The 6,425-nt window shown below is 46.4% G+C and carries 7 protein-coding genes; all 7 read left to right on the plus strand.

Annotation, left to right across the window (positions count from 1 at the left end; all coding sequences use genetic code 11):
• Positions 1-23 precede the first annotated feature (23 nt).
• Positions 24-569, plus strand: a complete 546-nt coding sequence (locus PHE24_05655; protein MDD4902588.1) for a hypothetical protein — start codon at positions 24-26, stop codon at positions 567-569.
• Positions 570-631: 62 nt separating this feature from the next.
• Positions 632-976: a four helix bundle protein gene (locus PHE24_05660; protein MDD4902589.1), complete on the plus strand. Its 345-nt coding sequence runs from the start codon at positions 632-634 to the stop codon at positions 974-976.
• A 35-nt stretch (positions 977-1,011) separates the two neighbouring features.
• The gene (locus PHE24_05665; GenBank protein ID MDD4902590.1) at positions 1,012-1,470 is read left to right on the plus strand and encodes a hypothetical protein; all 459 of its coding nucleotides are present in this window, start codon (positions 1,012-1,014) and stop codon (positions 1,468-1,470) included.
• A gap of 199 nt (positions 1,471-1,669) precedes the next feature.
• The gene (locus PHE24_05670) at positions 1,670-1,990 is read left to right on the plus strand and encodes a hypothetical protein (protein ID MDD4902591.1); all 321 of its coding nucleotides are present in this window, start codon (positions 1,670-1,672) and stop codon (positions 1,988-1,990) included.
• Between the two features lie 245 nt (positions 1,991-2,235).
• Entirely contained in the window at positions 2,236-4,401 is a 2,166-nt protein-coding gene (ligA, locus tag PHE24_05675) for an NAD-dependent DNA ligase LigA (protein ID MDD4902592.1), read from the plus strand.
• Positions 4,402-4,483: 82 nt separating this feature from the next.
• Positions 4,484-4,786 carry an Asp-tRNA(Asn)/Glu-tRNA(Gln) amidotransferase subunit GatC gene (gatC, locus tag PHE24_05680; GenBank protein MDD4902593.1) on the plus strand — a complete coding sequence of 101 codons (303 nt, stop codon included), beginning with the start codon at positions 4,484-4,486 and terminating at the stop codon, positions 4,784-4,786.
• Between the two features lie 278 nt (positions 4,787-5,064).
• Positions 5,065-6,425: Asp-tRNA(Asn)/Glu-tRNA(Gln) amidotransferase subunit GatA (gatA, locus tag PHE24_05685; GenBank protein MDD4902594.1), on the plus strand; the 1,361-nt coding region annotated here is incomplete at its 3' end.

The following is a 6,425-nucleotide window of genomic DNA, read 5'->3' on the forward strand; positions in this document are numbered from 1 at the left end:
AATACCGAATACCAAATACAATCATGGCTGATCATGCCGGCGTCACTCTGCTCGAGCTGACCGTTTCCGTATTTTTGTTCTCCTTGACCATTATTTTGGCCGCGGGAATTTTTGAAACAGTCATCAATAGCCAGCGCATAGCAGTCATCTCGGAAGATCTGCAGGAAAATATCCGTTATGATTTTGAAAGAATGGGCAAGGAAATAAGAACGGCGCAGAAAACCACCGTCAGCAATCCTTGTGTTCCTTCCGGCAATATTTATTGGGTTGACGGCGGCGGCAGCCAGCTGGAATTTTTGAATTATCACGGCGTGTGCGTTAAATATTATCTTAATAACGGCCAGCTTTATGTTTCTTATCCCTATTCCGACGATAATATTTTGAAAAACGGTTTGCCGCTGACGCCCAAAGGGATAACGGTCAGTAAATTGGTTTTCCGGATAGTTGATAGCGCGCCGCTGGTTCAGGCGGCTGTCGCGGTAAGGATGCATCTTTCCGTCAGCGTCAAAGGCGCGCCGGTCGAGCAAATCGACATGGAAACCGCCCTGTCATCAAGATCATATCAATAGCACGCAACCCGTAACTCATAACTCGTAACTCGTAACACGTAACACATAACACATAACATGAAATGAACTTTCACGACTCGCTAAAATTAAAAATTCACCTTTTTGTCAATGACGTTTACAAAATAACAAAAAATTTCCCCCGTGATGAATTGTATGGAGTAACTTCACAGTTAAGAAGAGCGGCATTATCGATCATTTTGAATTATATTGAAGGTTTCGCCAGAAGAAGAGGCGAGGGATGTAAAATTTATAACAATTTTTTGGATATATCATTCGGATCCTTGAAGGAAGCAAAATATTTAATTTATTTTTCGTATACGCAAAATTATCTGGATGAAAATACTTATAAAAAAATATTGGCTCAAGCCGATGAAATCGGGGCTATGCTTTTTAAAGTGAATAACTAAAATCATAACATGTTATGTGTTATGTGTTATGTGTTATGTTTTGTAAGCGTAAAACACCAAATACTAAATACTCCCTCAACAAGGTTCGGGGCAGGCAAATACCAAACACCTTTAAGGCCGGGACGGCTTTGCTGATGACCATCTTGATTTTAAACAGCATCCTTTTGATATCCTTGGCCGCCGCCAAGCTGATCGTCACCGGCGTAAAAGAAGGCGGCACGCAAGCCCGATCCACCAAAGCTTATTTTGCCGCCGAAGCCGGCGCCGAAAGGATGCTTTACGAATATCGCCAGGGAAGCAATACTTGCGGTGTCCCCGGCTATGCCACCTCTACTTGTTCATTCGTGGAAACTTTGTCTGATGGCAGCTCCTATCTGGTTTATTGGAAAAGCGGCGATTACGATTTTGGCAATACTTTGGTTTTTGTTTCGGTCGGAACTTATCCCCAGACCAATGGCTTAAAGAGAAGCGTGGAATTGGATTTTGATTATTAACGGAATCATAAAGGGACTGGAATGCCCTCAATTATATTATTGTTACATTGCTACATTGTTAAATTGTTATTTTTTTAAATCGTTACGCAACAATGCAACAATTTAGCAATGTAGCAATTCCATTTCCGCCCCTTGTTTTATTCTTCCAGGAGTATTATAATTAAAAGCAGATTATTATTCATAAATCATAAAAAAGACTATGAAAATCACCAAAACCAGTATTGTGCTGATCGTTTTGATCGTGTGGGCCGTTTTTTCGATCGGCTACGTCGGTTGGAACAGCTGGAACAATTTTAAAGTGAAGCAGATGACAGTTGCGGCTAATCAAGGCTATTCCCAGGCCATTGTGGATGTCGCGACCGCCGCTGAAAAATGCGCCAGCGGAGGCGTTCCTTTGAATGTCGGCACGGATAAGGACGGCAAAACTATCACGGTGACGATTGTTGGCGTTTCCTGCCTCCAGCAGGCTCAAGCCGCCCAGACTCCGGCCGCGGCCACCCCGGCTACGCCGAAAAAATAAGCTAAATCTGATTTGATCTATTAAAAAAGCCGCTGGAAATTCCGGCGGTTTTTTGATAAGATGTTCATAGCACTATTAGAGTTGGGTATATAATGCGAATACAACGAATTGTACACGAATACTACGAACAATTTTTAATTCCCCTCTCGAGAGGGGTGGCCGCGCCGCGCGGACGGGGTGTGTTATTCGGTTCGTAGTTTTCGCGGTATTCGCTCATAATTCGCATTATTCGCGTTATAAAATTTATGACTAAGCAGGAAATCAAAGCCCGAATTGCCAAACTCCGCGACCAGGTTAATTATTACCGCTACCAGTATCACGTCTACGACCGTTCGGAAATTTCCGACGCGGCTTTGGATTCGCTCAAAAATGAATTGCAGAAACTGGAGCAGGCCAATCCCGAATTCATCACGCCGGATTCTCCGACCCAGCGGGTGGGCGGCGAGCCTTTGGATAAATTTAAAAAATTCCGCCATGAATACCGGATGTATTCGCTGTTTGATTCTTTCAATGAGCAGGATGTGCGCGATTGGCAGGACCGCAACATGAAAATTCTTCTTAGTTCCCCCCTCCTTTCTAAGGAGGGGTTGGGGGGTGGTTCTGGACCGCAATATTTCATTGAATTGAAAGTTGATGGTTTGGCCATGAGTTTGAAATATGACCGGGGCTTGTTCACGGTCGGCGCAACTCGCGGTGATGGCGAAACCGGCGAAGATGTGACGCAAAATATCAAGACCATCGAAAGCGTGCCGTTGTCTTTGCGGATTCCCGAAGCCGGCGAATTAAAAAAAATCGGATTATCGGAAGCCGAGGCGAAAAAGATGATCGGCGCGGCGCAAACGGGAAAAATCTATGTCCGCGGCGAAGTGGTGATGACCAAAAAGACTTTTGCCAAGCTGAACAAAAAATATGAACAAGCGGGCAAACCGCTCTTGGCTAATCCGCGGAACGGCGCGGCCGGTTCAATCCGCCAGCTTGATCCGAAGATTACCGCCGAGCGGGAACTTGATTTTTACGCTTATGAAATTTTGGGCGATCTTAGCTTAACTAAGCAGAGTCAGAAACGGGAAGTCTTGAAATTATTGGGCTTTAAAGTGATCGCGGAAAATCGGGTTTGCCAGAATTTGGAGGAAGTTTTTGCTTTTTATAAAGAGATCGGGGCCAAGCGGGAAAAATTGCCGTTCGAGATCGACGGCACAGTCGTCAAAGTCAATGATCTGGCGCTTTGGGATATTTTGGGCATGGTCGGCAAAGGCCCGCGCTATATGATGGCTTTCAAATTTCCGGCGATGCAAGTTACGACGCGAGTGAAAAATGTCGTCTGGCAGGTCGGACGAACCGGAATATTGACTCCGGTGGCGGAATTGGAAGCGGCTGAAGTCGGCGGCGTGACCGTCACGCATGCGACGCTGCATAATTTCGATGAGATCGGGCGGCTGGGTTTGAAAATAGGGGACACGGTGATGATCGAGCGCGCCGGCGACGTGATCCCGAAAGTCGTCCAGGTTTTGCCAAAATTGCGGACCGGCAATGAGAAAAAAATTAGCGTGCCGAAGATCTGCCCGATGTGCGGCAGTAAAGTCGAACAGGTAAAAGGCGAAGTCGCTTATCGCTGCGTCAGCCGCGATTGCTACGCGGTTACCTTGCGCGGCCTGATCCATTTTGTTTCCAAAAATGCCGCCGATATCGAAGGCTTGGGCAAAAAGATCGTCGAGCAATTAGAAGAAGAAGGTTTGGTTTCCGATATCGCTGATTTTTATTCATTGACCGAAGGCGATTTAAAACCCTTGGAGCGTTTTGCCGAAAAAAAAGCGCAGAACATCATCGAGTCGATCAATGCCCGCCGAGTTTTGGATCTCTCTAGATTTATTTATGGTTTGGGTATCCGCCACGTCGGCGAAGAAACCGCCATCACTTTAGCAAAAAATTTTTTAAATTCCCCTCCTTTCCAAGGAGGGGATAGGGGTGGTTTGCCGAAAAATAAGATTTTTATAAAAAACGTTGTCGAATATTTTAGTAAATTATCTTTAGAAGATATCCAAAATATGCCAGATGTCGGTCCGATCGTCGCCGAAAGCATCAAGGAATGGTTTGGCAATAAGAAAAATTTGAAAGTTTTGGAAAAACTGGAAGAAAACAGGGTTAGCTTAAAAAGCGAAGCGCGATTAGCATCCGCCTCGGGCGGGCCTTTGGCGGGAAAAACGTTTGTTTTAACCGGCACAATGGCCAAATTGACAAGAGATGAAGCGAAAGATAAGATAAGAGAATTAGGCGGAGAAGTTTCCGAATCAGTCAGTAAAAAAACCGATTATGTCGTCGTCGGCGAAGAGCCGGGAAGCAAGCGCGACAAAGCGATCAAGCTCGGAGTTAAGATTTTAAATGAAGAAGAATTTTTGAAGATGGTTAAGTGAATTTTTTCGTAACCCGTAACTCATAACTCGTAACGCCGAAAAGTCGTTGCGAAAAAGAGTTACGCGTTATGAGTTACGCGTTATGAGTTTGAGTAAAGATGAAGTAAAAAAAGTCGCGGCACTCGCTCGCTTAGAGTTGACCGAAGAAGAGATCGATGTTTTAACGCCGCAGCTTGGTAATATTTTAGGTTACATCGATCAATTAAAAGAAGTCGATACGACCAACACTGAACCGACCGCCCAAGTCACCGGCTTGTCGGATGTTTTTCGCGCTGACGAATATGAAGATTGGGATAAGTCCGAAGTCGCTGCCGCCCTCGCGCAATCGCCGGCCGGCCTGGAAGGCAACCAGATCAAAGTAAAAAAAGTTTTGGAACAAGATTAATTTTTGTCATTGCGAGGAGTTCCGCCTCGGAACGACGTGGCAATCTCGCGCCTCGCGTTTTTCTTCTTTTGTCATCCTGCCTGTCCGCCTTGGGAGGGAGCGCCGCGCGAAGGATCTATCAGCCGAGAAGTTATTAAAACACAATCAAACATTAGAACGGATATGCGTAGGAAATATCGTTTCCCCTGTTAAAAATTATGCCGAAGAAGTTCGGAGGTTATACAAAATAGATCCTTCGCCTGCGCCAGGGGCTCCGGCTCAGGATGACAAATATTTTTATGAAATTAAATGAGTTAACTATAAAACAAGCGATTGAAAAATTGGACTCGGGTGAAACAACCTCGGTTGATTTAACTCGCGCTTGTTTGGATCGGATTAAGGAAATTGACGATAAAGTTAAAGCGCTCTTAACGGTTTGTGAGAAAGAGGCAATGGAAGAAGCTGAAGCGGCTGACGCTCGCCGCGCGAAAGGGGAGAGGGGCGGCTTGCTTGGCATTCCTTATATCGCTAAGGATAATATTTTGACTCGCGGCGTGCGTACTACGGCAGCTTCCAAAATTCTGGAAAATTATATCGCGCCGTTTGACGCGACGATAATCGAAAAATTGCGCAAGGCTGGCGCGGTGCTTTTGGGTAAAGCCAATCTGGATGAATTCGCCCATGGCGCGTCCACGGAAAATAGCGCTTATGGCCCGACGCACAATCCTTGGGATCTGGAAAGAGTTCCGGGCGGATCATCGGGCGGACCGGCCGCGGCCGTGGCGGCGGATATGTGTCTTTTCGCTTTAGGCACTGATACTGGTGGATCGATTCGTTGCCCGTCCGCGTTTTGCGGCGTAACCGGAATCAAACCGACCTATGGCCGGTCTTCGCGTTTTGGTCTGATGGCTATGACTTCTTCGACTGACGTTCCCGGCCCGATCACCAAGACCGTGGAAGATGCTGCCCATGTGTTGGAAATTATTGCCGGCCGCGACGGCCGCGACGCGTCAACGGTTGGCGAAAAAGTTCCCGAGTATGCGAAAAATTTCAAGATAGATTTTAAAAATATCAAGATCGGGATTTTCGATGGTTTTTTCAGTGAAGGCGTGGACAGCGAAGTGAAAAAATCCGTCGAGGCGGCGATCGAGAAATTTAAGTCTCTGGGCGCGGTTACCGTGCCGGTCAGCTTGCCTCATATCAAATATGCCATTCCGGTTTATTATATCATCACGCCGTCGGAAATTTCCTCCAACCTGGCGCGCTTTGACGGAATCAAATACGGTTTTTCCGATAAGGAAGCAAAAAATCTTTTGGAAGTTTATACTAAATCCCGCGGCAAGGGTTTTGGCAGCGAAGCCAAGCGCCGCATCATGCTCGGCACTTATGCTCTGTCAGCAGGTTACAGAGACGCTTATTATCTTCAGGCGCAAAAAGTCCGCACAAAAATAAAAGAAGAGCTTGATTATGAATTGTCGCGCGTTGATTTTATTTTGACGCCGACTCAGCCGACCCCGGCTTTCAAAATAGGGGAGAACGCGACTGATCCCTTGAAAATGTATCTGGAAGATATTTTCGTTTCCGGCCCGTCGCTTGCCGGTCTGCCGGCCATCTCGATTCCCTGCGGTTTCGCCAACGGCTTGCCGGTCGGCATGCAATT

The organism is Patescibacteria group bacterium, from assembly GCA_028707065.1.
GTDB lineage: Bacteria > Patescibacteriota > Patescibacteriia > Patescibacteriales > WJLG01 > JAQTUZ01.

What these genes read in the sequence shown, in the direction of transcription:
- ligA (MDD4902592.1), top strand. Translation starts at nt 2,236, where the DNA reads ATGACTAAGCAGGAAATCAAAGCCCGAATTGCCAAACTCCGCGACCAG.
- PHE24_05655 (MDD4902588.1), top strand. Translation starts at nt 24, where the DNA reads ATGGCTGATCATGCCGGCGTCACTCTGCTCGAGCTGACCGTTTCCGTA.
- gatC (MDD4902593.1), top strand. Translation starts at nt 4,484, where the DNA reads ATGAGTTTGAGTAAAGATGAAGTAAAAAAAGTCGCGGCACTCGCTCGC.
- PHE24_05665 (MDD4902590.1), top strand. Translation starts at nt 1,012, where the DNA reads ATGTTTTGTAAGCGTAAAACACCAAATACTAAATACTCCCTCAACAAG.
- PHE24_05660 (MDD4902589.1), top strand. Translation starts at nt 632, where the DNA reads ATGAACTTTCACGACTCGCTAAAATTAAAAATTCACCTTTTTGTCAAT.
- PHE24_05670 (MDD4902591.1), top strand. Translation starts at nt 1,670, where the DNA reads ATGAAAATCACCAAAACCAGTATTGTGCTGATCGTTTTGATCGTGTGG.